Here is a 26,417-nt window from a genome sequence, read left to right on the forward strand (position 1 = left end):
TCGGACGCTTGAGCAGAGGCTTGGGCGTTAGTGGGTTCAGCGTGAGCGGCCGCCGCTCTGGTTTTCCGGCCCGCTGCAGGCGCTTGCTGACGCCGGCGGCCTCGCCGCCCGACCGAGGTTACGAGAGCAGGCGGTTTTGACCGGCTCCTGTGTCAGAACTTTTGCCATGCGCCATCCAGGCCAGTTCCGCCCGGCTGCCGAGGTTAAGTTTGGCGTAGACGTGGTGCAGATGCATCTTCACGGTGCCTTCGGACACATTCAGCTGTTGCGCGATGGTCTTGTTGCGCAGTCCGCGCGAGACGAGATCGGCGATTTCGCTCTCGCGCCCGGTCAGCCTGGACACTGCCAGCTGTTGCGATCTCGACATCAGCAGCTGCTGGACGATCTTGTTGTCGATCCACTTCTTGCCTGCCGCCACCGCATTCACGCATTCGACGAGATAGCGATTGCTGATGCCTTCCAGCAACAGGCCGTCGACGTCGAGCGCCTGTATCTCCTTGATGTCGAATCGGCTGTTTGGCTGCAGGATGAAAATGATGCCGAGAGCATCGTGGCTGGCTCTCAGCCGCGACGAAAGAGTGGCCGTCTGCGGATCCGCGATATCCAGGCCGATCACGACCATATCAGGTCGGTGACGCTCCACATGCGGGAGAACGTCTATCGAGCGGTGGCACTCGGCAACGACACTGTGTCCGGCCTTCCGCAGAATCCACTCCAGACCGGCGAGATACACCCCCCGCGGGTCCGCAACAACCAAAGTCGACATGCGAACACCGTCCGTAAAAAACGCAACGAACTTGTCTAAATATGCCCGAAAGCAGGAAACCAGAGCTTCAGAAGATTGTCAAGAAATCCCTAATATAACCATGGCTATACTAAAACTTATGGGCGTGCCCGGTCAGGCAATCGTCCCGCACGCTCATGTGTCGGGCGGGCGCCGCCAACGCTGTCGTGGAGCGCCCGCCTGCTTGTTTCCGGGCCGGATGCGTGGCCCGATCCGCCCGTCAGTAGCCGACCGTGAAGCGCTGGCGGATATGCTTGGGCGTCTCGATCTCATTGGTCATGACGATGGCATAATCCTCGAAGGAGATGCTGCTGCCTTTCTCGGACGCCAGCAGGCTGTCCTTGCCGAGACGGAACTGGCCGGTGCGCTCGCCCGCGACGAAAAGTGCCGACGGCGAAAGGAAGGTCCAGTCGAGATCGTCGATCGCCTTGAGCGTGTCGAGGAAGTCGGCGCCCTTCTGGGCCTCTGCCTTGTAGATGGCCGGAAATTCCGGCGTGTCGACCAGGCGCTTGCCGGGGGCGACCTCGAGGCTGCCGGCGCCGCCGACGACAAGGTAGCGCTTGACGCCGGAAGCCCGCACCGCCGCGATCAGCCCGTCGGCGTCGCTGGCGAGGAAATGCACGGAGCTGACCACGGCGTCATGGCCCTCGATCAGGGCGGCGAGGCCGTCCGTGTCGAAGACATCGCCCTTCGTGGCGGTCACGCCGGGAAGCGCTGCGATCTTTTCCGGGTTGCGGGCGATGGCGGTGACGGTGTGGCCGCGATCGGAGAGTTCCTTCAGGATGCGCGAGCCGGCCTGGCCGGACGCGCCGATGAGGGCGACTTTCATGGGATTTCCTTTCTGATTGGGGGAGGTGGCTTGGGAAGAATCCGGGCTCACGCCGCCTGGATATGGGCGATGAGATTGTCGTAGCTGCCGAACAACGCATTGGCGCCGATCAGGCGCGGCGCCTCGTTGCGGATGACGGCGAGCGAGGGAACGCCATTGGCGTGCAATCGCCGGAACAGCGCGCGCCCACGGCCGACCAGCTCGCGATGCGCCGCCAGGAGTGCCTCGGCCGGCGCCTTCAGCATCTCGGCCGCATCCGCCATGCCGGCGTCGGTCAGCACGTCCGCGACGCCGTTCACCGTGACGATGTCACGGCCGTCGACATAGCGGGCATGCTGGATTGCCTTCAGCGCCGAAAGCCGGCAGTTGGGGTCATTTACGCCGGCCGCAACAATGCCGAGGGTGGCCGCGCCGGAGTCGAGCAGCGTGCCGCGAACATTCAGCACATTGTCGAGATAGGCTTGAGTAAAACGCTGGCCGCTTAGCCGCTCGATGCGCTGGTCGTTGTCCCAGGCATGGGCGGCGAATCCCGCATCCATCGGCCGCGCGCCGGCGCCCGAGAACAGACCGGTCGGCAGAAGGTCGAGCGCGATGCCGCTTGCTGCAAGCCGGTCCAGCATCGGCGTGGCGCCATAGCACCAGCCACAGAGTGGATCGAAAAGATAGGTCACCGTGGCATTGGTCATGGCTGTCTGGTCCGAGGATGTCGTTTGTCTCGGACCTAGATGGCAGTTCGCCTGGTTGCGAAAAACCGCGGTCAATCATACAAACTGTCCGATCAAATCAGACAATCGCCGATGACCGACCTTCTGAACCTCAACCGCCTCGTCTATTTCACCACCGTGGTCGAAACCGGCTCGTTCACCGCCGCGGCCGATCGGCTCGGTGTCGCCAAGGCGGTGGTCAGCCATCAGGTCGGCAAGCTCGAGCAGGAACTGGGCGCGACGCTGCTGCGTCGCACGACGCGGCGCGTCACGCCGACGGAGGAGGGGCGCCTGTTCTATGACCGGGCGGCGATCATCCTGCGCGAGGCCGAGGCCGCCTATGGCGACATCTCGCAAAGCGCGGCCAGGCCGACCGGGATGCTGAGGCTGACCGCTCCGCTCGACTATGGCGAGATGGTCGTGGCGCCGACCATCGCCGCCTACCTCAGGAAGTATCCAAAAATGCGTGTCGAAACGATTTTCGACGACGCGGTGAGCAATCTCGTCGACGAAGAGATCGATCTCGGCATCCGCGTCGGCTGGCTTGCCGATTCCTCCAACCTGGCGCGGCGGCTGGGAACCTTGCAGCAATTCGTCGTGGCGAGCCCGGAGCTTGCCGCCCGGCTGCCGGCGGATGCCGGTCCCAAGGTCGCAAAGTCGCTGCCCTGGGTCGGCAACGCCCAATTGCGCGGCATCGGCCAATGGCTGTTTTCGAAGGACGGCGAGACGGTGCTGGCCGAGCTCAATCCGGTCGTGAGCTGCGACAAGACCCCCGGCGTGAAGGCCTGCGTGCTGGCCGGTATCGGGCTCGGCATCTTTCCGGATTACAGCGTCAGCGACGACATTGCCGGGGGAAGGCTGGTCCGGGTATTCGCCGACTGGAGCTTGCCGACCGGCGGCATCCATGCCGTCTTCCCGCCGGCGCGCTTCAGGCCGGCCAAGGTGCGCGCCTTCGTCGATATGCTGTTGGCGGCCGAGAAGAAGCGTGCGCGCGGCTCCGTCCCGGGTCGCTGAGGGAACCTTTGTTCAGCTGGCGCTTTTGGGGATATGATGGAAGCCCAGACGGCCAGGAGGGTATCGCCGATGACGACGAAACGTTTTGCGATCTGCGCTCTCGTTCTTGGGGCGGCCTGCGGCATTTCCGGCGCCGCAAACGCTGGAAGTCGCGAGCATCGGCCACAGCCCGAACGCTATGTTCCCGCCGAAGGCGATATCATCGACATCCTGTTCGGCGGCCCCCGCTACTATGACAAGCAACTGGTCACGACAGGCAGCGAACCGTGCTCCTACCAAAGGGTGGGACCCGACGCGCATGCGCTGAACAAGATCAACGATCACCATTGCGGGAAATAGCTGCCGCGGAAGCCTCGGCGACTTCGTTCTCGCGTCCGGACGCGGCAGGCGTCAGCTTCGGGCCGCGGTACGCCTGAGTGCTTGAGGCGGTTGGCCGAAGGCCCTCAGGAAGGCACGGCGCATGCGCCCCGGGTCGCCGAAGCCGCTGGCCTCGGCGATGCGATCGAGCGGCGTGTGACTGGTCTCGAGCGCCATCCGCGCGGCTTCGAGCCGCAGCCGTTCAACGGCCTTGGCGGGCGTGGTGCCGGTCTCGGCCGCGAAGGCGCGCGCGAAATGCCGCGGGCTCATCGCCGCTCGATCGGCAAGGCGCTCCACCGTCAGCGGCTCGGCGAGCTTTGTCCGCATCCACTCGATCAGGTCGACGAAGCGGCCCGTCCGCCCGCCGAGGTCGACCAGCGCCGAGAATTGCGACTGGCCGCCGGGCCGGCGTTGATGAACGACGAGCTGCTGCGCGGCGCGGCGCGCAATCGCCGGGCCGAGATCGTCCTCGATCAGCGCGAGCGCCAGGTCGATGCCGGCCGAAATGCCCGCCGAGGTCCAGACGCCGCCATCCTCAATGAAGATCCGCTCCGCATCGAGCCTCACCTTCGGATAGCGGCGGGCGAAATCGTCCGTGCTCCACCAATGGGTGGTGGCGCTGCGGCCGTCGAGCAATCCCGCCTCGGCGAGCAGGTAGGCGCCCGTGCACACGCTTGCCGTCCGTCGCGGATTCGTGCGCCGCAGCCAGGCGACGATCTGCTCGGCCGCCGCCATGGAGCGTATGATCTCGCCGCCGGAGATGATGGCGGTATCGAGCGGCTCTTCGGCCGACAATGGCCGGGCTGAAAGCCGCATTCCGGACGAGCTCTCTATCTCGCCGCCGCCGGGCGCCAGTATCTCGAGAGCGTAGCTTCCGGGGCAAAAGTGTTCCGCCATCTCGAATGCCGCCGCCGGACCGGCCGCATCCAGCAGCTGGAACCCGGGGTGGATGATGATGCCGATCTTCCGCAGCATGGCAGTTTTCGCCCGATATATGTCATTTCGGACAAAGCGTAACGGCACTAGGCTGAACGTCAAGTCGCGCTATCGGGAGAGCAGATCATGAGTTTGCGCATCGTGGTGTGGAGTGGTGGTCTGGGCATCGTCCTGCTTTTGCTGGCGGTCGGCGCCGCGTGGCTGCTGTCGCTGCCTTCGGCATCCTTGGCGGCCGTTCCGCCGGCAATCGACAGCCAGGAGGCGGAGGCCGCCGTCGCGGCTCTGAAGCCGCAGAAGCGTGAGCGGCCGCTGATCGCCATCGTCGGCATCAACGACGCCACCGAGACCACCGACTACCTCATGCCCTACGGCATCCTGCGGCGCGCCGATGTCGCCGATGTCGTGGCGCTGGCGACCGGGCCTGGACCCGTAAAACTGTTCCCGGCGCTGCAGGTCGAGCCGGATGCGACCGTGGCCGAGTTCGACGCGCAGCATCCCGAAGGCGCCGACTACGTCATCGTTCCCGCCATGATGCGGGACGACGATGCCGACGTGCTGAAATGGATCAAGAGCCAGGCAGCCAAGGGCGCCACCATCATCGGCATCTGCGCCGGGGCCAAGGTGGTCGGGGCCAGCGGGCTGCTCGATGGCAAAAGGGCGACGACGCATTGGTATTCGCTGAACGAGCTGCGCGAAAAGCACCCGACGATCCGCTATGTCGCGGACCGGCGCTTCGTCGTCGACCAGGATGTCGCGACGACGACCGGGATCACCGCGTCGATGCCGATGATGCTGACCCTGATCGAGGCCATAGCCGGCCGCGACAAGGCAGAGGCCGTCGGCCGCGACCTTGGCCTGGCGCAGTGGGATGCGCGGCATGCCAGCGCTGCCTTCACATTCACCCGTCCCTTCGCGCTGACGGCGATCGGCAACACGCTAGCCGTCCTCGGTCACGAGCAGCTCGGCATCGAACTGGCCCCCGATATGGACGAGGTGTCGCTGGCGCTGGTCGCCGACGCCTGGTCGCGAACCTATCGCTCGCGGGCGGTGACATTTGCCGCAAAGGACGCTGCGATCGTCAGCCGCAACGGCATCCGCGTCCTGCCCGACCAGGTCGCAGCGAATTGGCCGGCGGAGCGCCTGATACCCTCCATGGTCGGTCCGCGGCCGGCGAAGGCCCTCGACCAGGCGCTTGGCGATATTTCCGCCCGCTACGGCGCACGCACGACGGACTTCGTTGCCATGCAGCTCGAATATCCCGGACAGCCGTGAAGCGGCTTCAGGCGCGCCCGCCCGTCGTCTTCATCCGCTCGATGATGTCGGCCATCAGTGCAAGGTCGCGGCGCGAGTCCGCGAGATCGGTCAGCGGTTTGGTGCCGTCGGTGATGTGGCGGTGGAAGATTTCCAGTTCGTTGGAAAAGGCGTCGCCGTAGAGCGGTCCAAAAGTCTTCGTCACCGGGCCGAGCGTGCCAGCCTCCGTCACCTCCAGCCGCGTCGGCAGGCTGCGGATATAGGGCGTATCGTAGATGATGCGCACGCGCCTGGTGTTCGAGCGCACTTCGATCATAGCATCGAACAGGCCGAGATCGTCGACCACCGCGTCGTAGCAACAGGCGAAATGGCCATAGTCGAAGGTCACGCTGGTGTTGGCGCCGCCATTGGTGCGGTGCGCGGCGAGCACGCCGGCCGGCTCGCCGAGCAGTCCGCGCATCGCCGAGATATGGTGCGAGGAGAGCGCCGTCAGCCCGCGATAGGCGCGCACCAGGTCGGCGGGTGCATCGGCGCCCACCACCTCGCGGATCAGAGCATCGCGCTCCTTGGCGCCGCGCGCCAGCAGGGCAGGGTCGATGTCCTGGGGATAGAGGATGTCCTGGCTCTTCTTCAGGAAGTGCCGGCCCTCGGAGATCAGGTCGAAGATGCGGACATGGGTGATGTCGGCGAAGGCGGGCAATTCATCCTTGGCCGCCAGATAGGCCGGCGCGTAGCGGCGCATGTAGCCGACGAAAATGGTCTTCGCGTAATTCGTGGTCAGCGCCAGCAGCTCGTCGATCTCGCGCACCGTCAGGCAGGCAGGCTTTTCCAGCAGGATATGTTTGTTCGCCGCGATCGCCGCGCGCACGAAGCGGCTGTGGGTGTCGTCGGACGACAGCACGAAGACCGCGTCGATGTCGGGCGAATTGATCAGCGCCTCGGCCGTCTCGAAAGCCTTTGCCGTCGGATATTGCGACGTGCACAGCGCCACCAGGCTCGGCGAGACGTCGTGGACGCCCGCGATCACCCAGCGGTCGCGCTGGTCCGCCAACACCGGCAGATGGATCGACTGCGCGACCTCGCCTAGACCCACAAGTCCGACACGGATTGGTGCCACTCGCAAACTCCCTTTGATTTCAAGTTCGGTGCCGGCAGAGCAGCCAGCCGTTGATTTCACGCCGCGCCGGTGACCAGCGCAACGAGCTCATTGCCAGATGTCTCCGAGGCGCGCACCGTCGCCACCATCTTTCCCGCCCGCATCACCCAGATCTGGTCGGACAGGCGACGCACCTGATCGAAATTGTGGCTGACCAGGATGACGCTCACCCCTTGATCCCGCAGCCGCCGGATCAGCGCCTCGACATTGGCCGTCTCCTGCACGCCAAGTGCAGCCGTCGGCTCGTCCATGACCACCAGCTTGGCGCCGGAGCCGGCGGCGCGGCAGATCGAGATCGCCTGCCGCTGCCCGCCCGACAGGCGCCTTACGCGCTGGTTGACCGAAGGCATGTTGATCGACAGGCGCGACAGCATGGCGCGCGCCTGCGTCCTCATCGCCTTGCGGTCGAGCAGCGCGAAGGGCCCGATCCGGCGCACGATCTCTCGGTTGAGGAACAGGTTCTGCGCCACCGTCAGCTCGTCGATCAGCGCCAGGTTCTGGTGCACCGTCTCGATGCCGGCCTTGCGCGCCTCGTCGGGATTGCCGAAGGGTTTTGGCTGGCCGTCGAAGAAGATCTCTCCACCGTCAGGCACATGCACGCCGACCAGGCAGCGGATCAGCGTCGACTTGCCGGCGCCATTGTCGCCGATCACCGCCGTGACCTCGCCGCGCCGCGCCTGGAAGGCGACGTCGGTGAAGGCGCGGATGCCGCCGAAATGCTTGCTCAGCCCTTCGCAGGCGAGGATCGCTTCCGAGGAGGGGATGTGATGGACGGCGCTCATTTCTGGTACCGCATGATCAGCGCCGCCAGCACCACGATAGCGCCCACGGCGAGCGGTTGGTAGAAGGCCGAGACGCTGAGCAGCGTCAGCCCGTTGACGAGAGCGGTGAGCATCAGCGCGCCGATCGCCGGCCCGAGGATGCTGGCGCGGCCGCCGAACAGGCTGACGCCCCCCAGCACCACGGCTGCCACCGAATTGAGGAGAAGACTGGTGTTGATCAGCGGCTCGGCCGAGCCGATGCGCGCCACCAGCAGAATTGCGGCGATGCCGGCGCAGAAACCCGAAATCGCATAGGCGGCGATCTTGACCCGGTCGGTGCGAATGCCGAGCGCGTTGGCGCTCTCGGTCTGGCCGCCGGTGGCCAGCAGATGCACGCCGAAGCGTGTGTGGTAGAGCGCGATATGCGCCACTATGACGGCCGCGATCGCCACCCAGACGGGATAGCCGAACGGTCCGAAACGACCCGATGCCAGCTTGAGCAGGAAGGTCGAGCCGACCATCGTCGGTTCGCCGCCCGACAGGATCAGGCCGAGGCCGGTGATGCCCGACAGCGTGCCGAGCGTCACCACGAAGTCGGGGATGCGCCCGGCGGTGATCAGCAGGCCGTTGAGAAAGCCGACAGCGCTGGTGGCAAGGACGGCGAGCAGGCAGGCGAGAAAAATGCCCCAGCCGGCGGCGTTGACCAGGCCGAGGATGATGGCGCCGAGCATGACAGCTGCCGCCAGCGACAGATCGATGCCGGAGGTCGCCACGACGAAGGTCTGGCCGATCGACAGCACGACCAGGGTTGCCGCCGCAAGCAGCAGCGCCTGCAGATTGGCGACGCTGAGGAAGACCGGCTGGGCGATGCCGAAGACGATGACGAGGCCGACAAGGCCGACGACCGATGCCCAGTCGGCCCAGAAGGAAGGATCCAGGAGGAGAGCCGACAGGGAGGGGCGGCTCTCCTCCGCCGCGCCCGCCGTCACTCGAGCGGGCGCGTTTTGTTCAGGTGTGCTCACTTCAACATCTCGCGGAAGGGATCGGGATAGTCGCCGCCCGGCGCCGGGAAGTTCTTTAGCGAGGCTTCGGCATTGTCCTTGTTGATCAGGAGCACCGGCGCCGGCACGTTGGCGGGCAGTTCCTTGCCCATCGCCGCCACCTTGCAGGCCTCGACGCCCATGGCGCCCACGACATAGGGATATTGCGCGACGGTGGCAGTGAGCTCGCCGGCGGCGATCGATTTCAGCGCGTCGACGATGCCGTCGAGGCCGATCACCTTGACGTCCTTGCCCGAGGTCTGCACGGCGCGTTCGACGCCGAGCGCCATGATGTCGTTGGCGGCGAAGAAGCCGGCAAGATCCGGGTGCGCGGCCAGGATGTCGGTGGCTGCGGTCAAGGCCTTCTCGCGGTCCCAATCGGCGCTCACCATCACCACAACTTCGAGCTTGCCTTCGACGGCCTGCTTGAAGCCCTTGATGCGGGCGTTGGAGCCGACATCGCCGACGATGCCCGCCACCAGGGCGACTTTAGAGCCGTTGGGAACCAGCTTCAGCATCTCCTCGCCGGCCAAAGCGCCGGCGGCGACATTGTCGGTGCCGATATAGGTCGAGATGGCGAAGCCGGCGGCCTTGGCCTGCTCGGCGTCGATGGTGCTGTCGATGTTGACGATCGGTTTCTTCTTCTGGGCGACAGGCACCAGCGCCTGGACGAGATTGGAGACGCTGATCGGGTTGACCAGGTAGCAATCGAAATCCTGCATCGCCATGGCGGTCAGCCGGTCGGCCTGTCCGGTCGCGTCGCCCATATTGGCGGCCGCCTGCACGGTGACGTTGACCCCGTCTGCCTTGGCCTGGTCCTCGATGCCCTTTTGCATGGTTTGGAAGAACGGGTTGTCGAGACCCTTGACGATGGCCGCGACCTTGGCTGCGTCTTCGGCGTGGGCTGGTACGGCAAGCGTCGCGGCAAGCAGGCCCGCGCCAAGCGACAGGCAATTGAACATGCGCATATGTCTTCCTCCTCCGGATTTCTGGTTGTCGGCTCGTTTTTCTGCGGATGGTACGCTTGACAGCACACAAGCTGCCCCGGCGCTTGCATTGGAAAAATGATGACCGGCCAGATGCCCACCGCGAGTGGCGCGGGTTGCGACCCCGGTTCGGGTCTCGTCTGTGTCAGGCATTGCTCCTCCCAGAGCGCTGGCCGATGCCTTGCCAGCATTTCCGCATGTTTTAGAAAAATTTGACACGCGTCAAGAATTAAAGTGGTGTGCAGTGCGTTTTGATGTGCTGCGCTGCAGCAGGAAGAGCTGGGGAGAACAACAAGCGCTGGCGCGAAGAATCGCAACGATCTTCGTTCTGCGTCCCTCGATCACCCGCGGTCCTCGACGTCGAGGCCGATACCCCTGATGATCTCGACCGATCCCTAGGATTTGCGCGCGCCGCGTAGCTTCAGCTCAGCGATGGCTTGCCTCTCTGGCACCGGCACGTTTGCTCGCGCCGTTCTTGTCGTCCTCGTTCTGGACCATCGCCAGCGCCGTGCCCGGCTCGCCTTCCCACAGGATCAGGCTTGCCGCGCCAACCAGGCCGGCCCGGTCGCCGAGTTCAGCCGGGACGATCGGCACGTCGCGATAGGCTTGCATGGCCCGCGTTTCCACGGTGGTTCTGATCAGCGGCGCCAGCAGATCGAAGCCGTTGGCGAGACCGCCGCCCATGACGATCAGATCAGGCGAATAGAGATGCAGCAGATTGGTGAAGCCGATGCCCAGCCACTTCGCCTCGGCCTCGACCAGCTCGAGTGCGGCGGTATCGCCGGCGCGCGCCGCCTCGACGACATGCCTGGCCGAAACGTCGCCGTCGTTAGACAGTTGCCGGAGCAGCGAGCCGTCGCGGGGCGCGGTGAGCTTGGTGGCGCGCCGCCCGAGCGCCGTCCCCGAAGCGACCGCCTCGAAGCAACCGACAGCGCCGCAGAAGCAGCGTTCGCCTTCGCCGGTGATCGTCATGTGGCCGATCTCGGCCGCCAGCCCGCGCCTGCCGTGATAGATATGGCCATCGGCAACCACGCCGCCGCCGATGCCGGTCGACACGGTGACGAACACCAGCGATCCGCTGCCGCGGCCGGCGCCGAAGCGCCATTCGCCAAGGGCGGCCGCGTTGGCGTCGTTCTCCAGCCGAACCGGCAGTCCGAACTGCCGGCTGAGAATGTCGATCAGCGGCACATTGTGCCAGCCGGCCAGCGTCGGCGGCCCGATGACGATGCCGGCCTTGGGGTCGAGCGGCCCCGGCGCGCACATGCCGATGCCGACCACCTTTGCCTCCGGGTGCTCCTTGAGCAGGGTGCCTGCCAGCGCGATGATCTGGCCGATCACCGCCTCCGATCCCGCACCCGCCATCGTCGGCGCCGAAACACGCGCCACGACGTCGCCGCTACGCTCGACCAGCGCGCCGCGCAGCTCCGTGCCGCCGAGGTCGAAGGCAAGCGCAAGCGTGTTCATCAGGCGGCGACCTTCAGCCCGTGCAGCCAGGCCATGCGCTGCGCAAGATCGGGATCGCCGAAGGCCAGCGAGCCCAGCACCACGGTCTCGGCGCCGGCGGCGCGCAGCAGTGGCACCGTCTCGTGGCGGATGCCGCCGTCGGCGGCCAGCACGATGTCGGCCTCGCGGCCGGCCTTTCGCATCAGCGCGCGCGCCTCGATCAGGCGCGGGCAGGCCTTGTCTGACAGGCTCTGCCCTTTGACACCGATCGAGGTGCCGAGCAGCGTCACGAAAGTCACTTCGGGCAGGAAGGGCGTGACGGCGGCAACAGGCGTTTCCAGCCTGAGCACAACGCCGGCCTCGGCGCCAAGCTCTCGCGCCAACCTCACCGCGCGCAGGCCTGCCTCGCCGTTTTCGGCGTGCACGCTGATCAGGTCGGCGCCGGCCTCGATGAACTGCCGCGTCTGCTCCTCGACGATCTCGGCCTCGACCATCAGATGCACATGGATCGGCCTTGCCGTCAGCTTGGCGATCCGCGCCACTAGGTCGGGGAAGAACAGGAAGCCCGGCGTGAAGCGGGCGTCCGCCACGTCGATGTGGTGGAGGTCGACGTACGGATCGATGCGCTTCAGGTCGCGCTCCATATTGGCGAGGTCGGCCGACCACAGCGAGAACTCGCCGATCAGCCGGTTGCGTGGCAGGGCGGCTATTGCCGAGGGGCCGGACAGGGGTTTGGTGGTCATGACGGAATGAGGCTCCGGAAGTTGGCGTGGGCGTGAAGGAAGGCCGTGATCTCAGCGTGCAGCTCGGCGAAATGCCTGGTGCTGTCGAGCGCCTTGGGCGCGATGTCGGCAAAGATGGCGTTGGGAATGGCGGCTGCCAACGTATAGGCGGCAGACAGCGGGTGCACGGCATCCATCGCGTTGCCGATGACCAAAGCCGGAATGTCGAGGGCCTCTGCTTCCCTCGCGAAGACGCCCGGTCCGTCGGCGGCAATGTCGGCAAGCACTTGCGCGAACGCCAGCGCGTCCGGCCGGTCGAAATAGCCCAACAGCGAAGCGAGATTGTCGGGCGCCTCGCGATAGAGCCGCAAGGCGGTCTCGGATTGCGCGAAGGTCGCCCTGGCCTTGTCCGGTCCATGATCGAGGATGAGGCCGGCGACCTCGGCGATCGGCTGCATGTTGGCCGGTGCCTTGCCGAACGTCCAGGCCGGACGCACCAGGACCAGGCCAGCGACGCGGTCGGGATGGCGGCATGCGAGGCGCAGCGCGATTCCCGCCCCCATCGAGACGCCGCCGGCGACAAAACGCTCGAGGCCGGCCTGGTCGGCGGCGGCGAGCACATCATCGGCGAACATCTGGAAGGAGAACGGCCGGCTTCTGCCGAGCGCCGAGCCGCCATGTCCGCGGCATTCGAGCGTGACGCGCCGCAAGCCGGCGCCGGCGGGGAAGGATTGAGCGACCTGCGCCTCGCCGCCGCCGAGGCCATGCTGGAAGACGACCGCCAGCCCGTTGCCCGTATCGGAAACCCGCAGCGTGGCGCCATCGCGGAGCAGGGTCATCGGGCGCGCCATCACACCAGCCCTTTCAGGAGGCGGGCAACACCGGGCGCTTCCTCGGCCGAAAGCCCATGCGTCACCAACGGGCCGTCAAAGCCTGTCGCCTTGAGCCGTGCGATGAAATCGGCGAAATCGACGACGCCTTGCCCGGCGGTGGCGAAGCGGCCATCGGCAAAACGGTCCTTGGCGTGGGCCATGGCGACATGGCCGGCCGTGGTTTCGATGGCGGTCGTGACGATGGCGCGCGCCTCCTCGGTATCCGCCTGCTCGAACAGGTTCGCCGGATCGAGCACGATGCGCAGCCGCTTCGATCCCGTTTCGGCGATGAGGCGCATCGCATCCGCCGCCGAGGTGACGATGTTGGCCTGCTCGGGCTCGATGCCGAGATCGACGCCGTGGCGTTCGGCGAGGTCGAGCGCCTTTTCCATTTCGCGCGCCATGTCGGCCCAGGCCGAGGGATCGGCATTGTCGGGGTGATGCGCCCACTGGTCGTCACGGTTGCGCGTTCCCGTGCACAGCGTGACCAGCGGAATGGAAAGTGCTGACGCGGCCTCGATGACTGCCGCCAGCCGACGCAGGCCGTCCTCGCGCACCGCTCTGTCGGGATGCGCCATGTTGTAGGTGCCGGACAGCGCCACCAGCGCGACGCCGGTGGCATCGGAGGCGGCCGCGATGGCACGGATGGTATCCAGCGGAACCTTGTCCGGCATCGACGGCAGGCCGGCGCAGGCCAGATTGAATTGGGTGACAGCAAATTCCGCATCGCGCACCGCGGCCAGCACGCCGGCCGGCTCGCTGCCAGGAAAGGTCTTGGCGAACACCCCGATTTGCATCAGACCGCTCCCGTGATGCTGGCGATCTCGACGCGCTCGCCGCTTTCGACCGAGCGGGCGATCGCCACCATGGCGCGGATCGAGGCAAGCCCGTCATCGACGTTGGCGCCGCGCATCGGCTTGCCGTCGAGCACCGTCTCGGCGAGGCCCTCGAGCTGGCGCCGGAAGAAATGACCATCGGCGCCGAGCGGCTTGCGCGAGGTCGCGTCCTTCTCGTGGAAGATGTCGACCTCGCTGGCGCGGAAATACCAGGGATTGAAGGTCTTCGCGATCACCGAGCCGTTCTCGCCATAGAGCTGGAAACCTTCGTGCCAGTCCATGCGCACGGCGACGGTGAGGTCGAGATGGCCAAGCGCGCCATTGGCGAACTCGGTTTCGACGAACCAGCAATAGGCGCCGAAGCGCTCGTTGAGGCGCGCGCGCACTGCCACGATCTCGCCGCACAGGAAGCGCGCCGTGTCGACCAGATGCGAGCCATGCGCCAGCATGAAATATTGCCGCAGATCCGCCTTCGGATTGCCGGCCGGTTTCCTCGCCAGCTTGCTGGTCACCGGCAGCGGCTGCACCGCGTCGGTGTTGGTGTAGCGATGCGTGGAATCGCAATACCAGGCTTTCAGCGCCAGGATCTCGCCCATCTCGTCGCGGACGAAATCGCGCGCCGCTTCCAGCGCCGGGTCGAAGCGCTTCATATGGCCGACCTGCAGCATCTTGCCGGAAAGCTTGACGGCATCGGCAAGCTTCTGGCCCTCTTCGACCGAAACGCCGATCGGCTTTTCGCACAGCACGTGCTTGCCGGCTTCCAACGCCTTGATCGACATCGGCACGTGATAAGCGTCCGAGGTGGCGACGATCACCGCTTCCAGTTGCGGGTCGGCGAGCATGGCGTCGTAGTCGCCATACATCTTCTCGGGCTCATAGGTCGCGCCCATGCGCGCCAGCAGGTCGGGCGCGGCATCGCAAATCGCGTAGAGATCGGCATTGCTCGCCTTCACGCAGGATTCCAGATGCGCGAACTGCGCGATCGGCCCGCAGCCGAGCACTCCGACACGAAGGCGACGGTCTTGCTTGCGGATCATCGTCTCAGGCTCCGTAGCCGCGCATGGTCTGGCGATTGGCCTTGACCGCTTTGGCCGGATCGGCGGCAGCGGTTTCGGATTCCTCCTCCAGCACCAGCCAGCCGTTGAAGTTGGGCGCGGCACTGGCGATCTCGATCACCTTCGCCGTATCGCAGACGCCCTCGCCGAGCATCGCCCAGATGCCCTTGGCATCGACATCCTTCAGGTGCACGTAACGGATGCGGTCGCCATAGGTGGCGAGCGTGTCGGCTATGTCCTTGTGGCCGCGCAAGATGTGGCCGGTGTCGGGCACCCAGCCGACCAGCGACGGATCGAGCAGGCCGAAGATGCGGTCGTAGTCGGCACGGTCGAACAGTAGCGTGTTGTGGTGCGAGCTCGGATGCACCGCGACCTGGACGCCGGCCTTGCGCCCGAGCTCGCCGGCTCTGTTGTAGACCTCGGCAGCAATAGCGAACTTGTCGTCGCGCGGCCCGTCGGACACGACCGTCGCCGAACCCATCGAGACAAGCGCGCCCGGAAAGGCCGCGGCGAAATCGATCCAGCGCTTGGCGGTCTCGAGATCGGCGCCGATCTTTTCCTTGAGCGTAAAGCCGCTGTTCGAACCGAAGGCGAAAGAGACCAGCGTCAGTCCAGATGCCTTTAGCGCGGTCTCGAATTCCGCCGGTCTGCCGGCATAGCGGCCGATCATCGTGTCGGTGATCTCGATGCCGGCATAGCCGCCGTCGGCGATCGCCTTGAGCAGGTCGTCGGGGCCGCCGGTGAACCGGTCTCCGAGCATCTCCCAGGTAAAGGTCTGGCAACCGACTTTGAGGTCTTTCACGATCATCCTTTCATTCCTTGATTCCACCTTGGGTCAGCCCTTCGATGATGTGGCGCTGGACATCCTACTTGACCGAGCCTGCGGTCATGCCGGCGAGGAAGAACCTCTGGGCAATGAGGTAGATGAGCAAGAGCGGTAGCGAGCCGAGCACGCTCATCGCCATCATCTGGTTCCATTCGAAGGCGTGCTGCCCCATCAACAGCTGGATGCCGATCGGGACGGTGCGCATGGACGTTGACTTCGTCAGCGTCAGCGCAAAGAGAAATTCGTTCCAGCACAACAGGAAGGTGTAGACCGACGTCGCCACGATACCAGGCAGTGAAATCGGGACGATCACTCGCCAGAGTGCGGTCCAGCTGGAGCCGCCGTCGACAGCCACCGCTTCATCGAGATCGCGGGGCAAGGTGTTGAGATATCCCGTCATCAGCAGGATCGCGTAGGGCAGCGTAAACACCAGGTAGGTCAGGATCAGTGCGACGTAGGTGTCGAAGATGCCATACGAGACGACAAGTCCGAAGAAGGGGATCAAAAGCGTGATCGGCGGGATCGTCTGCGTGCTGATGATGAGCGTGTTGAGGCTGCCCTTGCCGCGGAAATTGAAACGGCTGAACCCATAGGCCGCCAGCAAGGCGATCAGCACCGTCAGCACGGTCACCGCTCCGGCCACGAAGTAGCTGTTGAAGAAGAAACGCAGCTTTACCGGGTCGCCAAGGATGGCCGCATACGCTTCCAGCGTGAAGGCCTTCGGCAGGACGGTTGGCGGCAGGGCAAAGATTTCGGTATTCGACTTGAACGAGCTGCTCAGCATCCAGTAGATCGGGAAGGCCGCGAAAAACAGCCCTGCGGCAAGCGCGACATGGAGCGCGACGGTGATCAGCCTGTCTTTCGGCGTGTGCCTTTTCCTCATGGTGACTACCGAGCCTTTTGATAGCGGATGTAGAACAGCGTCAGGCCGAGCGAGATCAGCAGGATGACCACGGCGCTCGCCGACGCCTGCGACAGGTTGTAGCTCGAGAACGCCAGCTTATAGGTGTAGGTGCTGAGGACCTCGGTCGAGTAGATCGGACCGCCGCCCGTCGTTATCCAGATCAATGGGAAGACCTGCATGGTCCAGATGAAGTCGAGCAGCGAGATGCTGATGATGATCGGCATCAGCTGCGGGATGGTGATGAAGATCAGCTTCTGGTAGGCCTTCGCGCCGTCGATATCGGCGGCCTCGTAGAAATCCTTGGGAATGCCCTGCAAGCCTGCGAGCAGGCTGACCATGAAAAGCGGGTAGCCCGCCCAGATATTGGCGAAAGTGACGGCGTGCAGCGCGGTCTCGGGCGAGGAAAACCACTCGACCTTGGAACCGATGACGCCGATCTGCATGAGAACGCTGTTCACGACACCGTTCGGCTCGAGCAGGAGGCGCCAGATCACCGCGATGATCACCGCGGTGAACAGCCAGGGCAGTATGTAGAGCACGCGCAGGACATTGCGCAGCGTCGGATTGATGCGGTCGCTGTTCAGCATGAGCGCGAAGACCATGCCGATGGTCATGTGGAAGATGACACTCATGCATGTGAAGTAGAGCGTATGCCACAGCGAAGCCCAGAACACCGGATCGTTGAAGATCGCCTGGTAGTGCTTCAGTCCGGCAAAGGACGGGTCGCGACGCAGCACCGCGCTGTTCTGGAACGAATAGCCGATCACCGTCACCATCGGCAGCAGCATCAGAAGGCCGATGATCACCAGCGAGGGCGACAGATAGAGATAGGGTGCGACCGCTCGTTTCAGTCTGTGGTGGGAGCGCTTCTGCCGGGTCATGTGCCAACCTTGGGATACGCCTTCAGGAGAAGGCGAGCTTCGCAAACAGGTTCGTCTCGCGTTGCCGGTGCATTGTTGCCGGGAGGCCTGGCCGAAGCCAGGCTCCCCGGTCGAAGATCGTAAAACAGGTCGATCAGAATTTCGCCATCCAGCCCTTCTGGGCGGCGGCGGCCGCTTGTTCCGGAGACTGCTCGCCGGCGAGCATCTTCTGGGCTTGCACGTCGAACTGGGTCATCAGGTCTTCAGCCACCGGCAGGCCCGTGAACTCATTGGCGAGGTAACCGGTTTTGAAGATTTCGAAAGCCTTGCCGAAAGCCTTGTCCGAGGTCACGAAATCGGGCTTGGCGTTGACGTTGCCCGGGAAGGCGTTGGCCAGCGATACGAGCTTGGCGTTCACCTTTTCACTCATCAGGTATTGGACGAGTTTCCAGGCCTCTTCCTGATGCTTCGAGCCCGCGGAGATGCCAATGCCCCAGGAGGCATAGGGAAGGCCGCGCTTGCCGGTATAGCCGTCCACGACCGGTACCGGGATGAGGTCGAAGTTCAGCTTGGGATTGCGTTCGCGGATGAGGTTCACATGCGCCAGCGAGTCGATCATCATCCCGACCCGGTTGTTGACGAATTCCTCGACCTTTTCCTGTTCGGTCTTGGTGGCGATGCCGGGCGAGATGGTGCCCGCGTCATTGAGCGATTTGACGAAGGTCAGCATATCCACCACCGGCTTGCCCTCGAGAGCGGGCTTGCCGTCCGCCATCATCGATTGACCCGATGCCCAGACCCACGACATCATGTCGTTCTGGACACCGGACGGCGTTTGCAGCGACAGCGGCAGCACCCAGCCATACTGGTTCTTGTCGGCATGGGTCATCTTCTTGGCGGCTTCGAGAAACTCGGCCCGGGTCGACGGAAGCTTGGTGACGCCCGCCTGGGCGGCGAGGTCCAGATTCACGAAGACCGGATAGACGAACGAAGCCACGGGAAACATCACCGCCTTGCCGTCCACCTTGACGATATCCGCGACCTGGCTCTTGTCGAACCCGCTTGCATCCATCATCGGGTTCATGTCGGCAAGCGCATTCTGTGCGTTCAGATTGTTCACCCAGGCGCCGTCAAGACCGACGATGTCGCTAAGCGTTCCGGTTGCAGCACCAACCGAGATCTGGTCTCGCGTGGTCGCATAGGGGCCGCTGACCAGCGTCACCTTGATGCCCGGATTCGCGGCCTCGAATTCGTCCATGATTTTCCGCAAGGAGCCTGCGGGCAGCTCAGGCTCCCACCATTGAGTGAACTCCAGCGTCGTGTCCGCCATGGCGCTGGTTGCGCCAAGCAACCATGCGGCCGCGGCCATTTTCAGCATCGCGGGTTTTATCCGAAACATCATTTTCTCCTCCTTCTTCAAGATCGGCCGCACAATGCGAACGATCGTCTGCTTTATTCAGAAGTCTTCATTCGCAGGCGCCTCGCTCCTCGCCTGCGGGCCTCGCCGCAATTCTTCAGATCGCCAGATGCGTCTCGGGATCGAAGAAATGGAACTTGGTATCATCCACGGCCAACCGGATTTCCGAGCCGGAGTGGATGGCGCTGACCGGTTCGAATCTCGCCACCGCGTTCGATGCGAGACCAAAATCCTCCGCCGCGTCCGGATCGCCGGAGTCCACCCGGACCGCGTCGATGTTCAGGTGGACGATATGTTCAGAGCCGAGCTCTTCGATCGAAGTCACCTTTGCCGGTATCGTCTGATACTTGCGGCCGGATTCGAGGTTGCTGTCATAAAGATGCTCCGGTCGGATCCCGAACACGACCTTGCGCCCCTCATAGGACCTCAGGGCGGGCCTGCCGACGAAAGCTGCATCCTGCAGCCGCATGGAGAAGTCGCGAGAAACGAGCGCACCGCCCTTTAGGGTCGCTTCGAAAAGGTTCATCGACGGAGAACCGATGAAGCCTGCGACAAACGCGTTCACCGGCGACTCATACAGTCTCTTGGGCGTGTCGACCTGCTGCAGCACGCCGCCCTTCAACACCGCGACCCTGTCGCCCATCGTCATCGCTTCGATTTGGTCGTGGGTCACGTATATGGTCGTGACCCCGAGCTGCTTTTGCAGGCTGGTGATTTCGGCGCGCATTTGAACACGCAGTTTCGCGTCCAGATTGGAAAGGGGCTCGTCCATCAGAAAGGCGGCTGGCTCGCGCACCATGGCGCGGCCCATGGCAACCCGTTGGCGCTGTCCGCCTGACAGGTTCGCGGGTTTGCTGTCCAGCAGAGAAGTCAGCTGAAGGGTTTTGGCAATCTCGTCCACGCGCTTCCTGCGCTCGGCCTTCGGCTTGCCTGCCAGCCGCATCGAAAAGGCGATGTTCTCGAACACTGTCATATGCGGGTAGAGCGCGTAGCTCTGGAAGACCATCGCGATGTCGCGGTCCTTGGGCGGCATGTCGACGACGTCGACTCCGCCGATCCGAAGGCTGCCGCTGGTGATGTCCTCCAATCCCGCGATCATTCGCAACGCGGTGGATTTGCCGCAGCCGGACGGCCCGACGAGAATCAAGAACTCACCGTCCTCGACCGATAGGTTCAATTGGTCGATTGCGCGAAAATTGTTCCCGTAGGTTTTGCAGATATTCTCAAGAATGACTTCTGCCATATTCCTCCCTCCACAAGTCTAAGCCACTGATTTTAATAATTCTCCTCGGCTTATGTTCACTTGCGAAATGTTTCCTCGGATAGTTCCAGCCTATGTTCCAGTATCGGCATGCGCACATTTCAGTTCGACTGCCGACGGCGCGTTCGTCGATGCCAGGAGTTCCGTGACCTGGTCGTCGGTCGGAAGCGCCTCGCGCCCGCCACGCCCCGTTATCGAAAGGGCCGCCGCCGCGGCCGCGAATGCCACCCGGCCTGCGGTGTCGGCTCCACGCGTCAACGCATGGGCATAGGCGCCATGAAAGCAGTCACCCGCGCCGGTCGAGTCGACGACGACAACCCGGTGCGGGGGCAGGTGCCAGAGACCTGTCTCTTCGCGTCCGCGATAGTAGACGCCCTTGCCGCCATCGGTCAGAACCACGGCGGACCGCGACGGCAACCACAATGCTTCGAGCATCTCGGCGGGCGATCGGCACCCTGTGGCAGTCCGCGCAAAGCCGAGGGGAAGAATGAGATGGTCGCAGAGCGCGATCAGCCGCTCCGTGGCTGCGCCGCTGCTCCATTCGATATCGCCGAGGATCGCAAGGCCGAGATCGCGAGCCCGAGCCACGACATCCAGCGACCGGATCGCGTAGCTATCGACGATCAGCACGGTCGCGCGGCTGAGGATATCATCCGGAAAGTCCGGATCGGTGCCCAGCATCGCTTCGTCGTCATACGCGATGAACCGCTCCCCGTCCGAGCCGACGGTGATGCGCGAGCGCACCGGGCGCGCGTCCGGGTGGCGCGGCGCGAATGCGGTTTCAACGCCGCTTGCAACGAGATCGCACAGCACGGCGTCGTCCGCGGCATTGCCCAGCCATCCGACGAACCCGGCGCTTCCGCCGAGCCGCGCGACGGCGACCAGCGCCGTCGCGACATTTCCCCCGAAGGCTCGGGCGCTTTGCAGAACCTTCCCTTTGCCCGCCGACAACGGCTGATCGACATAGACGATGTCGTCTATCGCGATAGCGCCGAAGCCGAGGATTGACGGGACGGTTGGCATCGTTCAGGCACCCGCCTTCGCCAGGGCGTCTTGCGCCGAAAGGCCGTCATGGATGACGCCGCGAAAGGCAAGTGCCGCCTTCTCCGGATCGCCATGCCCCCAGAGATTGCGGCCCACCACGGCACCGCGCGCGCCGGCACGGATGGCGTCCGCCGTCTGCTGAAGCGCGCCGAGCAGCGTATCGGTCTTCGGACCGCCCGCGATCACAACCGGCACCGGGCAGGTCCGGACGGTCTCTCGGAACGACTCGAAATCGCCCGTGTAGCCGATCTTGATCACGTCGACGCCGGACTCGTAGCCAATGCGCGCCGCATAGGCGATCTCGTCGGGGGTGAAGACGATTTTGGCTCCGTCGGTGAAATCGCGAGGGTAGATATGCGCCACCACAGGCATGCCGTAGCGGGCCGCTGCATTTACCGAATCGGTCAGCCAGCGTATGTATTTGCCCTCGGTCGCGCCGCGCACCGGAATGGCCACGGCCAACGCATCGGCCCCCGCGCGCACCGCATCCTCGGGCGTTGCGATCAACTCGCTGATGCGATCGTCCGCAGTGAAGCAGCCCGCCTGAATGACCAGGGAAGCTTTGCCCGCATATTGCGGCCACAGATGGCGCGCGGTGCCAGGCTGGATGCTGACGTAGTCGGGCTTGCCCATCATGACGCGTGCGAGCGCACCCGGCAGGTCGGCAAGGCCGCCTTTGCGCACGTCGCCATAGCCGACGAAGTGGTCGACCGCGCCACCAAAAAGGTTCCCCGATGGATGCGAGAAGAGGCGCGCAAGGCGCACTTTGGTTCCTAGGCTCATGAGTGCAAAATTTCCCAATCGTTTGATTTCAAAATCATGGACCCAATGTTTCCGAAAGAAATGAGAAACACAATCTTTCGAAAGCTTTCGAATTTGCGTATTTTTGGTAAGGTGAGTTGAGGCCAGAGCGGTTGCTTGGCGCGGGGAGGCAAGGGCAGGGCAATGTTGTCGGAGCAGAGACGCCAATCGATCCTGGGTGAGGTGCAACGCAGCGGACAGGTTCGCATCAAGGACCTGTCAGACGAGTTTGGCGTATCGGAAGTCACGGTGCGCTCCGACCTCGAGATACTGGACCGCAAGGGACTGCTGACCAAGACCCGTGGCGGGGCGGTGACCCGGACCACCGATTCGACTACGGCCGCGTTCGCCCGGCGGATGCAAACGAACCTCGACGCAAAGAAGCGCATCGCCCGGGCGGCGGTAGAGCTGTTCGAGGACAACCAATCGGTCATTTTCGACGGCGGCTCGACATTGATGCAGGTTGCCATGCAGTTACCGCCGCTCAGCAATGTCGTGGTCGCGGCCACGGCCATGAATATCGTGCAGCATCTTATGCATCGCCCAGGGCTCGACGTTCATATGATCGGCGGCCGTGTCTATCCCGACACGGTGAGCACGCTGATCACCGATGCCGATACGGCTCTCGGCGGCTTGGTAGCGCATCAGGTCTTTGTTGGAGCGCATGCGATAGACTCGTCACTGGATGTGGTCGACGTGAACGAAGACATGGCGCGAACGAAGCGAAACCTCGTTCGCATGGCCCGGCGCGTTGTCCTCCTCGCCGATTCGAGCAAATGGGGCGTCAGCGGGACCTCCAAGGCATTTTCGCTGTCGGCCGTCGATGTGGTGATCACCGACGATGGCCTGCCCGGTCCAATACGTAGCCAGCTTGATATGATCGGGGCCAAGGTGATCTATGCCTGAACCCGTCTCGGTCCCTGACCGCGACGGAAAGATTCAATGCGCGCATGACCCATAGCTTCGTATCGGCGGTCGGCCGTTTTTTCATATCGGTCATTTTCTCCTCCCAGGGCTGGCAGCCTCCCGATTTTGCGCCAGCATTCCCGCATGTTCTATAAAAATTTTACGCGCGTCAAGATTTAAAATGTTGTATAGCGGCTTTCGACTATGATCCGTTGCCGGCGCGACGGTTCAGCGAGACCATTTCCGCATTGGGAGGTACGATCGAAAATGCACGGAAAATCAAAGACGAAGCTCGGTATCGGCGTCATCGGATGCGGCAATATCTCGATGACCTATCTGCGCAACGCGGCCCTGTTTGGCGGGGTTGAGCTGCGGGCCTGCGCCGACATTTCGGCCGACATGGCCGCGCTCCGCGCCAAGGAATACGGCATCCGCGCGCTTGACGTCGATGCGCTGCTGGCCGATCCGGACATCGACCTGGTGCTGAACCTGACGATACCGGCGGCGCATTTCGACATTTCGCTTTCCGCACTTTCGGCGGGCAAGCACGTCTTCACCGAAAAGCCGCTGGCGACCTCTGCCGCCGACGGCCGCCGTCTTGTCGCCGAGGCGGTGAAGCGCGGGCTGCTGCTCGGCTCGGCTCCCGACACCTTCCTCGGCGCCGCCGGACGGCGGGCGCGCCGGCTGATGGACGAGGGCGCCATCGGTCGTGCCGTCACCGGCACTGCCTTCATGATGGGGCGCGGCATGGAGCATTGGCACCCCAATCCGCAATTCTACTACCAGCCCGGCGGCGGCCCGGTCTTCGACATGGGGCCTTATTACCTGACCATGCTGGTCAATCTGCTTGGCCCGGTCGAGCGTGTCATGGCGATGGCGACGCGCGGCCAGGAGGAGCGCCTGATCACCGCCGAAGGCCCTTACAAGAACACCAGCTTCAAGGTTGGCACGCCGACCAACATCCTGTCGTTGCTCGAGTTCCGCTCCGGCGCCACCGTCACCTTCGGCGCCTCCTGGGACGTCTTCAAGCATTCCAACCACCCGATCGAATTGCACGGCACCGAAGGTTCGCTGAGGTTGCCCGATCCCGACACGTTCGGCGGCACGGTCTCGCTGTCGGCGCGCGGCGCCGACTGGGTCGATTTCGCCAGCGAGGCCGAGCCCTACGGCGCGCGCAACTGGCCCTATACCGCACCCGACCGCGCCAATTACCGCATGCTCGGCGTCGCCGATCTTGCGCGGTCGCTGACCGATGGACGCAAGCCGCGCGCCTCGGGCGAGCTGGCGCTGCATGTGCTGGAGATCATGGAGGCGATCCTGGCCTCGGGCGAGAGCCAGGGATCGGTTGCCGTCGTTGGCACCGTCGACCAGCCGCCGCTGCTTGGCGAAGACGAGGCGGCAAGCCTGCTTGCCTGACGCGGAGGTTCGAATGACATCGATCCTCTCGGCAATACCGTCCCTGTCCGTGCTCGACCCGGAAGCCCGGCATGTGCTCGACCTCGGCCGGCAGGCAGACGCCCCGCCTTTCGAGGCCGGCACGCCGCAACAGGCGCGCCGGGCCTATGATGAAGGTTTTCCGGATCTGCAGGGCGAGCGCGAGCCGGTGGCCTCGGTCAGCGAGCGCACCATCGCCGGACCCGGCGGCCCGTTGACGCTAAGGATCTATCGCGGGCAGGGTGCGCATGATGCAGACACGCCGGCACTGCTCTATCTGCATGGCGGCGGCTGGGTGATCGGCAATCTCGACTCGCATGACGAGATCTGCCGCTGGTTCGCCAACATGGCGGCTAGCGTCGTCGTCTCGCCCGCCTATCGGCTGGCGCCGGAGCACAAGTTTCCAGCGGCGGTCGAGGATTGCCTCGCCGTGCTGTCCTTTATGCGCGACGCCGCCGGCGAGCTCGGCATCGAAACACGGCGCATCGCCGTCGCCGGCGACAGCGCCGGCGGCAACCTCGCGACCGTGCTCAGCCTGCTCGCGCGGGGTGATCGCGTCCGGTTGACCGCGCAATTGCTGTTCTATCCCAACACCGACGCCGCGCAGACGGCCGACAGCTATCGTCGCTTCGGCGAAGGTTTTGGCCTCACCGCGTCAACCATGGCCTGGTTCCGCGATCACTACATCCGCAATGTCAGCGATATCGACGACTGGCGCGCCTCGCCGCTCAAAGCCGAAAGCCTCGCCGGAGCGCCGCCGGCCTTCATCGCCCTCGCCGGCCACGACGTCCTCGCCGACGAAGGCGAAGCCTATGCCGGACGTCTGGAAGAGGACGGCGTGCCGCTCGTGCTGCGCCGCTGGCCGGGCCAGATCCACGGCTTCGTCTCGATGGGCCGTCATGGCCCGGCGGCGCGGCAGGCAGTGGCCGCAGCGGTCGCCGCATGGCGCGGCTTCGATCCGGCTTTCGGGAAGGCTTAAGCGGATTGACGCATCACCAAGGTTGCGTCGAGGCTGACCTTGGGCGCGACCGCCGTGTCATCCTCGTTGAGCAAGGCGAGCAGCGTCTCGACGCTGCGCCCGGCCATGGCGGCAAAATCCTGCGCCATGGTGGTGAGGCCGGGACATGTGTAGCGGCTCAGCGGATGATCGTCATGGGCAGCGACGCGCAGGTCGCAATCGCCCTTGCGGCCAACCTTGAGGCCGCGCGCATAGGCCGCCGCCATCACGCCGAAGGCGAGACGGTCGTTGTTGCACAGGATGGTCTTGCCCGGCAGGCCGCCATTGGCGAGCATCTTTTCCGTCTGCTCGTAGCCGATCCGTTCAAAATCCCACGTGTAGTCGTCGGTGTCGCCGATGACGACAGGCTCATGCCCGAGCCGCTTCATCGAGCCGACATAGCTCTCCAGCCGTTCCGGCGAATTGTGGTTGACATGCGGGATGTCGAAATAGACCGGGGCGTCGCCGGACCGGCACAGATATTCGACGATGGTCGAGATGCTCTGGGCATTGTTGTTGCCGACGAAAGGCGTTCCGCCTTCGAGATAGGTGTCGAAATAGACGACCGGTATCGCCTGCGTCAGCTTCTCCAGCGTGCGGCGGTCCGAGCGCAGGCCGAGCGGCGCGATCAGCGCCCCGGAGACCTTCAGCGACAGGATGGTTCGCGTCGCCTCCACTTCAAGCTCGCGCGAGCCGTGCGAGGAGATCACGATCGGCCAGTAGCCCTCGTCGCGCAGCCGAAGCTCGATGCGGCTGACCATCTCCGAATAGAACGGATCGGCCACCGTCGGCACCATGATGCCGATGCTGCGGGTGCGCTTGCGGTTGAGGTTGCGGGCAAACAGATTGGGCTGGTAGTCGGATGAGCGCAGCGCCTCTTCGATGCGCTTTCGTGTCGCCGGCTTGACGCTGGTCGGATCGTCGAAATATTTCGACAATGTCGGCCTGGAGACGCCACAGGAGCGGGCGAAATCCTCCATCGTCTTGTGCGTCATAGGCATTGAACCCCTCGCGTCATGGACATCCAATCCCTGGCGCTGCCCGGCACCTAGATACGGTGCGTCGGCTCGCAACTGCAAGGTGAAATTTTACAGATAACTCCAGCAGTTTCAACGCGTATTGATAATTTATTCCACGCGTCAATTTATTAATTGACGCAAAAAAGTGCAAGCCGTATTGACTCCATATGTCGGTTGCCGCCAGGCAGAGCTGCGCGGCTGA

27 protein-coding genes are annotated in these 26,417 nt (G+C 64.3%); 6 read left to right on the top strand and 21 right to left on the bottom strand.

The genetic code is table 11. The features are described from left to right. Positions 1–118: 118 nt before the first annotated feature. The 3 genes from A6B35_RS10695 to A6B35_RS10705 form a co-directional block, all read right to left on the bottom strand. On the bottom strand, positions 119–766 hold the full coding sequence (locus A6B35_RS10695) for a LuxR C-terminal-related transcriptional regulator (protein WP_040584214.1): 648 nt from the start codon (positions 764–766) through the stop codon (positions 119–121). A 238-nt stretch (positions 767–1,004) separates the two neighbouring features. Beyond that, a complete protein-coding gene (locus tag A6B35_RS10700; RefSeq protein WP_006206441.1) occupies positions 1,005–1,613 on the bottom strand; it encodes an NAD(P)-dependent oxidoreductase in 609 nt (202 codons plus the stop codon). Positions 1,614–1,660: 47 nt separating this feature from the next. After that, positions 1,661–2,299, bottom strand: a complete 639-nt coding sequence (locus A6B35_RS10705; RefSeq protein ID WP_006206440.1) for a DsbA family protein — start codon at positions 2,297–2,299, stop codon at positions 1,661–1,663. 111 nt (positions 2,300–2,410) lie between these two features. Between A6B35_RS10705 and A6B35_RS10710 the strand changes: the two genes are divergently transcribed. Further along, positions 2,411–3,331, top strand: coding sequence for a LysR family transcriptional regulator (locus A6B35_RS10710; RefSeq protein ID WP_040584220.1), 921 nt, complete (start codon positions 2,411–2,413; stop codon positions 3,329–3,331). Between the two features lie 69 nt (positions 3,332–3,400). After that, a complete protein-coding gene (locus A6B35_RS10715; RefSeq protein WP_006206438.1) occupies positions 3,401–3,670 on the top strand; it encodes a hypothetical protein in 270 nt (89 codons plus the stop codon). A 51-nt stretch (positions 3,671–3,721) separates the two neighbouring features. Here the strand turns inward: A6B35_RS10715 and A6B35_RS10720 are convergent, their stop codons facing one another. Next, entirely contained in the window at positions 3,722–4,663 is a 942-nt protein-coding gene (locus A6B35_RS10720; RefSeq protein WP_006206437.1) for a GlxA family transcriptional regulator, read from the bottom strand. An 87-nt stretch (positions 4,664–4,750) separates the two neighbouring features. Here A6B35_RS10720 and A6B35_RS10725 point away from each other — a divergent pair, with 87 nt between their 5' ends. Then, complete coding sequence (locus A6B35_RS10725) at positions 4,751–5,896, top strand: DJ-1/PfpI family protein (protein WP_006206436.1); 1,146 nt, start codon at positions 4,751–4,753, stop codon at positions 5,894–5,896. A 7-nt stretch (positions 5,897–5,903) separates the two neighbouring features. Here A6B35_RS10725 and A6B35_RS10730 read toward each other — a convergent pair whose 3' ends face one another. From A6B35_RS10730 to A6B35_RS10805, 16 genes are all read right to left on the bottom strand, one after another. Beyond that, entirely contained in the window at positions 5,904–6,992 is a 1,089-nt protein-coding gene (locus tag A6B35_RS10730; protein ID WP_006206435.1) for a Gfo/Idh/MocA family protein, read from the bottom strand. Positions 6,993–7,048: 56 nt separating this feature from the next. Then, complete coding sequence (locus A6B35_RS10735; protein ID WP_006206434.1) at positions 7,049–7,813, bottom strand: ATP-binding cassette domain-containing protein; 765 nt, start codon at positions 7,811–7,813, stop codon at positions 7,049–7,051. Further along, a complete protein-coding gene (locus A6B35_RS10740) occupies positions 7,810–8,814 on the bottom strand; it encodes an ABC transporter permease (RefSeq protein WP_040584213.1) in 1,005 nt (334 codons plus the stop codon). Before A6B35_RS10740 ends, A6B35_RS10735 begins: the two co-directional genes overlap by 4 nt. Continuing rightward, positions 8,811–9,800, bottom strand: a complete 990-nt coding sequence (locus A6B35_RS10745; protein WP_006206432.1) for a sugar ABC transporter substrate-binding protein — start codon at positions 9,798–9,800, stop codon at positions 8,811–8,813. The genes A6B35_RS10740 and A6B35_RS10745 overlap by 4 nt, the downstream gene beginning before the upstream one ends. 444 nt (positions 9,801–10,244) lie before the next feature. After that, positions 10,245–11,282, bottom strand: coding sequence for an ROK family protein (locus tag A6B35_RS10750; protein ID WP_006206431.1), 1,038 nt, complete (start codon positions 11,280–11,282; stop codon positions 10,245–10,247). Next, a complete protein-coding gene (locus A6B35_RS10755) occupies positions 11,282–12,004 on the bottom strand; it encodes a ribulose-phosphate 3-epimerase (protein WP_006206430.1) in 723 nt (240 codons plus the stop codon). Before A6B35_RS10755 ends, A6B35_RS10750 begins: the two co-directional genes overlap by 1 nt. Beyond that, positions 12,001–12,834, bottom strand: coding sequence for an alpha/beta fold hydrolase (locus A6B35_RS10760; RefSeq protein ID WP_006206429.1), 834 nt, complete (start codon positions 12,832–12,834; stop codon positions 12,001–12,003). The genes A6B35_RS10755 and A6B35_RS10760 overlap by 4 nt, the downstream gene beginning before the upstream one ends. Next, positions 12,834–13,652, bottom strand: coding sequence for a sugar phosphate isomerase/epimerase family protein (locus A6B35_RS10765; RefSeq protein ID WP_006206428.1), 819 nt, complete (start codon positions 13,650–13,652; stop codon positions 12,834–12,836). The genes A6B35_RS10760 and A6B35_RS10765 overlap by 1 nt, the downstream gene beginning before the upstream one ends. Continuing rightward, the gene (locus A6B35_RS10770; RefSeq protein WP_006206427.1) at positions 13,652–14,728 is read right to left on the bottom strand and encodes a Gfo/Idh/MocA family protein; all 1,077 of its coding nucleotides are present in this window, start codon (positions 14,726–14,728) and stop codon (positions 13,652–13,654) included. The genes A6B35_RS10765 and A6B35_RS10770 overlap by 1 nt, the downstream gene beginning before the upstream one ends. A gap of 4 nt (positions 14,729–14,732) precedes the next feature. Further along, positions 14,733–15,554 (bottom strand): sugar phosphate isomerase/epimerase family protein, encoded by an 822-nt coding sequence (locus tag A6B35_RS10775; protein ID WP_006206426.1) that lies wholly within the window; start codon positions 15,552–15,554, stop codon positions 14,733–14,735. 58 nt (positions 15,555–15,612) lie between these two features. Further along, complete coding sequence (locus A6B35_RS10780) at positions 15,613–16,455, bottom strand: carbohydrate ABC transporter permease (protein ID WP_006206425.1); 843 nt, start codon at positions 16,453–16,455, stop codon at positions 15,613–15,615. Positions 16,456–16,460: 5 nt separating this feature from the next. Then, positions 16,461–17,357 (bottom strand): carbohydrate ABC transporter permease, encoded by an 897-nt coding sequence (locus tag A6B35_RS10785; RefSeq protein ID WP_006206424.1) that lies wholly within the window; start codon positions 17,355–17,357, stop codon positions 16,461–16,463. Between the two features lie 133 nt (positions 17,358–17,490). Then, a complete protein-coding gene (locus A6B35_RS10790; RefSeq protein ID WP_006206423.1) occupies positions 17,491–18,738 on the bottom strand; it encodes an ABC transporter substrate-binding protein in 1,248 nt (415 codons plus the stop codon). 112 nt (positions 18,739–18,850) lie between these two features. After that, positions 18,851–19,996 carry an ABC transporter ATP-binding protein gene (locus A6B35_RS10795; RefSeq protein WP_006206422.1) on the bottom strand — a complete coding sequence of 382 codons (1,146 nt, stop codon included), beginning with the start codon at positions 19,994–19,996 and terminating at the stop codon, positions 18,851–18,853. A gap of 90 nt (positions 19,997–20,086) precedes the next feature. After that, positions 20,087–21,037, bottom strand: a complete 951-nt coding sequence (locus tag A6B35_RS10800; RefSeq protein ID WP_006206421.1) for a PfkB family carbohydrate kinase — start codon at positions 21,035–21,037, stop codon at positions 20,087–20,089. 3 nt (positions 21,038–21,040) lie between these two features. Next, complete coding sequence (locus tag A6B35_RS10805; RefSeq protein ID WP_006206420.1) at positions 21,041–21,841, bottom strand: beta/alpha barrel domain-containing protein; 801 nt, start codon at positions 21,839–21,841, stop codon at positions 21,041–21,043. 162 nt (positions 21,842–22,003) lie between these two features. Here A6B35_RS10805 and A6B35_RS10810 point away from each other — a divergent pair, with 162 nt between their 5' ends. The 3 genes from A6B35_RS10810 to A6B35_RS10820 all read left to right on the top strand — a co-directional run bounded on the left by A6B35_RS10810 (position 22,004) and on the right by A6B35_RS10820 (position 25,178). Continuing rightward, on the top strand, positions 22,004–22,765 hold the full coding sequence (locus A6B35_RS10810) for a DeoR/GlpR family DNA-binding transcription regulator (RefSeq protein ID WP_006206419.1): 762 nt from the start codon (positions 22,004–22,006) through the stop codon (positions 22,763–22,765). 267 nt (positions 22,766–23,032) lie between these two features. Next, a complete protein-coding gene (locus A6B35_RS10815) occupies positions 23,033–24,181 on the top strand; it encodes a Gfo/Idh/MocA family protein (protein WP_006206418.1) in 1,149 nt (382 codons plus the stop codon). A 13-nt stretch (positions 24,182–24,194) separates the two neighbouring features. Continuing rightward, positions 24,195–25,178, top strand: coding sequence for an alpha/beta hydrolase (locus A6B35_RS10820; protein ID WP_006206417.1), 984 nt, complete (start codon positions 24,195–24,197; stop codon positions 25,176–25,178). Here A6B35_RS10820 and A6B35_RS10825 read toward each other — a convergent pair. Continuing rightward, positions 25,175–26,197, bottom strand: coding sequence for a LacI family DNA-binding transcriptional regulator (locus tag A6B35_RS10825; protein WP_040584212.1), 1,023 nt, complete (start codon positions 26,195–26,197; stop codon positions 25,175–25,177). The genes A6B35_RS10820 and A6B35_RS10825 overlap by 4 nt on opposite strands. Positions 26,198–26,417 lie beyond the last annotated feature (220 nt).

It is taken from the genome of Mesorhizobium amorphae CCNWGS0123, from assembly GCF_001686985.1.
GTDB classification, from domain to species: domain Bacteria; phylum Pseudomonadota; class Alphaproteobacteria; order Rhizobiales; family Rhizobiaceae; genus Mesorhizobium; species Mesorhizobium amorphae.

What these genes read in the sequence shown, in the direction of transcription:
- A6B35_RS10750 (WP_006206431.1), bottom strand. Translation starts at nt 11,282, where the DNA reads ATGAACACGCTTGCGCTTGCCTTCGACCTCGGCGGCACGGAGCTGCGC.
- A6B35_RS10795 (WP_006206422.1), bottom strand. Translation starts at nt 19,996, where the DNA reads ATGGCAGAAGTCATTCTTGAGAATATCTGCAAAACCTACGGGAACAAT.
- A6B35_RS10720 (WP_006206437.1), bottom strand. Translation starts at nt 4,663, where the DNA reads ATGCTGCGGAAGATCGGCATCATCATCCACCCCGGGTTCCAGCTGCTG.
- A6B35_RS10800 (WP_006206421.1), bottom strand. Translation starts at nt 21,037, where the DNA reads ATGCCAACCGTCCCGTCAATCCTCGGCTTCGGCGCTATCGCGATAGAC.
- A6B35_RS10825 (WP_040584212.1), bottom strand. Translation starts at nt 26,197, where the DNA reads ATGCCTATGACGCACAAGACGATGGAGGATTTCGCCCGCTCCTGTGGC.
- A6B35_RS10760 (WP_006206429.1), bottom strand. Translation starts at nt 12,834, where the DNA reads ATGGCGCGCCCGATGACCCTGCTCCGCGATGGCGCCACGCTGCGGGTT.
- A6B35_RS10755 (WP_006206430.1), bottom strand. Translation starts at nt 12,004, where the DNA reads ATGACCACCAAACCCCTGTCCGGCCCCTCGGCAATAGCCGCCCTGCCA.
- A6B35_RS10810 (WP_006206419.1), top strand. Translation starts at nt 22,004, where the DNA reads ATGTTGTCGGAGCAGAGACGCCAATCGATCCTGGGTGAGGTGCAACGC.
- A6B35_RS10790 (WP_006206423.1), bottom strand. Translation starts at nt 18,738, where the DNA reads ATGATGTTTCGGATAAAACCCGCGATGCTGAAAATGGCCGCGGCCGCA.
- A6B35_RS10815 (WP_006206418.1), top strand. Translation starts at nt 23,033, where the DNA reads ATGCACGGAAAATCAAAGACGAAGCTCGGTATCGGCGTCATCGGATGC.
- A6B35_RS10745 (WP_006206432.1), bottom strand. Translation starts at nt 9,800, where the DNA reads ATGCGCATGTTCAATTGCCTGTCGCTTGGCGCGGGCCTGCTTGCCGCG.
- A6B35_RS10710 (WP_040584220.1), top strand. Translation starts at nt 2,411, where the DNA reads ATGACCGACCTTCTGAACCTCAACCGCCTCGTCTATTTCACCACCGTG.
- A6B35_RS10725 (WP_006206436.1), top strand. Translation starts at nt 4,751, where the DNA reads ATGAGTTTGCGCATCGTGGTGTGGAGTGGTGGTCTGGGCATCGTCCTG.
- A6B35_RS10805 (WP_006206420.1), bottom strand. Translation starts at nt 21,841, where the DNA reads ATGAGCCTAGGAACCAAAGTGCGCCTTGCGCGCCTCTTCTCGCATCCA.
- A6B35_RS10820 (WP_006206417.1), top strand. Translation starts at nt 24,195, where the DNA reads ATGACATCGATCCTCTCGGCAATACCGTCCCTGTCCGTGCTCGACCCG.
- A6B35_RS10735 (WP_006206434.1), bottom strand. Translation starts at nt 7,813, where the DNA reads ATGAGCGCCGTCCATCACATCCCCTCCTCGGAAGCGATCCTCGCCTGC.
- A6B35_RS10770 (WP_006206427.1), bottom strand. Translation starts at nt 14,728, where the DNA reads ATGATCCGCAAGCAAGACCGTCGCCTTCGTGTCGGAGTGCTCGGCTGC.
- A6B35_RS10765 (WP_006206428.1), bottom strand. Translation starts at nt 13,652, where the DNA reads ATGCAAATCGGGGTGTTCGCCAAGACCTTTCCTGGCAGCGAGCCGGCC.
- A6B35_RS10775 (WP_006206426.1), bottom strand. Translation starts at nt 15,554, where the DNA reads ATGATCGTGAAAGACCTCAAAGTCGGTTGCCAGACCTTTACCTGGGAG.
- A6B35_RS10705 (WP_006206440.1), bottom strand. Translation starts at nt 2,299, where the DNA reads ATGACCAATGCCACGGTGACCTATCTTTTCGATCCACTCTGTGGCTGG.
- A6B35_RS10785 (WP_006206424.1), bottom strand. Translation starts at nt 17,357, where the DNA reads ATGACCCGGCAGAAGCGCTCCCACCACAGACTGAAACGAGCGGTCGCA.
- A6B35_RS10700 (WP_006206441.1), bottom strand. Translation starts at nt 1,613, where the DNA reads ATGAAAGTCGCCCTCATCGGCGCGTCCGGCCAGGCCGGCTCGCGCATC.
- A6B35_RS10695 (WP_040584214.1), bottom strand. Translation starts at nt 766, where the DNA reads ATGTCGACTTTGGTTGTTGCGGACCCGCGGGGGGTGTATCTCGCCGGT.
- A6B35_RS10715 (WP_006206438.1), top strand. Translation starts at nt 3,401, where the DNA reads ATGACGACGAAACGTTTTGCGATCTGCGCTCTCGTTCTTGGGGCGGCC.
- A6B35_RS10780 (WP_006206425.1), bottom strand. Translation starts at nt 16,455, where the DNA reads ATGAGGAAAAGGCACACGCCGAAAGACAGGCTGATCACCGTCGCGCTC.